General features: G+C 71.0%; 2 protein-coding genes and 1 pseudogene. 2 read left to right on the top strand and 1 reads right to left on the bottom strand.

Annotated features, from left to right (window positions below; all coding sequences use genetic code 11):
* The coding region (locus VF697_RS32420; RefSeq protein ID WP_414641371.1) for an ATP-grasp domain-containing protein at positions 1-448 on the top strand (448 nt) is incomplete at its 5' end.
* A gap of 136 nt (positions 449-584) precedes the next feature.
* Positions 585-1,256 (top strand): DsbA family oxidoreductase, encoded by a 672-nt coding sequence (locus VF697_RS32415; protein ID WP_331101023.1) that lies wholly within the window; start codon positions 585-587, stop codon positions 1,254-1,256.
* A 22-nt stretch (positions 1,257-1,278) separates the two neighbouring features.
* On the opposite strand, the pseudogene VF697_RS32410 reads toward VF697_RS32415, so the two are convergent.
* Positions 1,279-1,674, bottom strand: a pseudogene (locus tag VF697_RS32410) (hypothetical protein); the annotation flags it as partial.

Raw genomic sequence — 1,674 nt, 5'->3', positions numbered from 1 at the left:
CACCCTCCAGGAGGTGCAGACCATCCTCAACACCTTCTGGGACCTGGGGCAGGAGGTGGTGCTCCAGGAGTTCGTCGCCGAGAGCAAGGGCCAGGACGTGCGCGCGCTGGTGGTGGGCGACAAGGTGGTGGGCGCCATGCGGCGGCGGGCGAAGAAGGGCGAGTTCCGCTCCAACATCCACCGCGGCGGCGAGGGCAGCCCCATCGAGCTGCCGCCCGCCTATCTCGAGGTGGCGGTGCGGGCCGCGCGCCTCGTCGGGCTGGAGCTCGCCGGCGTGGACATGCTCGAGGGCCACGCGGGCCCCCGCCTGATGGAGCTCAACTCCAGCCCCGGCTTCGAGGGCCTGGAGCGGGCGACGAAGCAGGACATCGCCGGGGCGATGATCGACCACGCGCTCGCCTTCTCGGCGGCACGCATGGCGTCCAACGGGCCGCTCCAGGTGGTGTGACGCCTGGCGCCGCGCCCCTTGAAGCAGGCGGGCGGACGAGCCTCTTGCCTGGTCCTCATGGGAATGGGCTCGAACTTCAAATGTCGGAGGGGATTGGCAGCGGGCGCGTTGGCTTCGTAATCTCCGGGCCGCTCCCATGAAGCCCCTTCCCAAGCCGCTGCAGATCACCGTCTACCAGGATGTGTTGTGCGCCTGGTGCTACCTCGCTGACGTCCGTCTGGAGTCCCTCAAGCAGGAGTTTGGCGATCTCATCCGCTGGCGCGTTCGGCCCTACCCACTGCGCCTCAACGACAAGCGACCCACGGACAAGGAGCTGCGGGGACTGACGGAGGAGGTGCGCCGGGCCCAGCAGGAGCCGGAGCCGCTGGCGCGGCTGCTGTCGACGGAGCTGTGGCAGGGCGGGGATGCGCCGCGCTCCAGCATCCCGGCGCTGGCGGCGCTGGAGGCGGCGCGGCTGCAGAGCCCCACGGCCAGGTCGCACCTCGCGCGCGCCATGCAGCGCGCGGCGCTGGAGCAGGGGGTGAACGTCACGCGCACCGACGTCATCTTCGAGCTGGCCAACCGCGTGGGCCTGGACATGGGGCCCTTCTCGGCGGCGTTCCACTCGGAGGACACGCGCAAGCTCATCCTCGACGAGCACCAGCTCGCCGCCAGCCGCGGCGTGCGCGGCGTGCCCACGCTCGTCATCGGCGGGCGGTGGATGGTGTGCGGCCTGCGCGAGGTGGCCGAGTACCGCGAGCACATCGTCACCTGCCTCGGCAAGCTGTACACCCCGCGCCCGGGCTCCTCCGAGCGCGTGGTGCACTGAGGGCCGCCGCGGCCGGCACGGGCTACTCCAGCTCGGCGCCGTTGCGCAGCGACAGGTAGAGGCCCGCCACGAGCAGCTGGCCCAGGCCGTAGGCCGGCAGCATGCCCACACAGCACGCCAACAGGCCGACGAGCGTCGCCAGGGCGAAGATGAGGAACACCCCGACCATGGACAGGCGCTGGCCGCGTGCCAGGGCGTAGCAGTTGCGCAGCGCCTGCACCGGGGTGACGTCGTCGTTGAAGGCGAGCTCCGCCTGCAGCAGGTAGAGCGGCAGGCTGAAGTACAGCAGGGGGATGAAGCTGACGAGGAACGCCCCCAGGAAGGCGAACGGCAGCGCCGTGCTCTTCTCGCTGAAGAGCGCGCCTCCGACGATGTCCGCCACCGTCACGCCCTGCGCCACCAGCCCGACGAAGCCCAG

Source organism: Archangium sp., from assembly GCF_036388035.1.
In the GTDB taxonomy this organism is placed as follows: domain Bacteria; phylum Myxococcota; class Myxococcia; order Myxococcales; family Myxococcaceae; genus Archangium.
The sequence above is the reverse complement of the archived record's forward strand: the minus strand, read 5'-3'. Positions and strand labels throughout refer to the sequence as shown.

Coding starts and splice junctions, on each gene's coding strand:
- VF697_RS32415 (WP_331101023.1), top strand. CDS start 585: ATGAAGCCCCTTCCCAAGCCGCTGCAGATCACCGTCTACCAGGATGTG.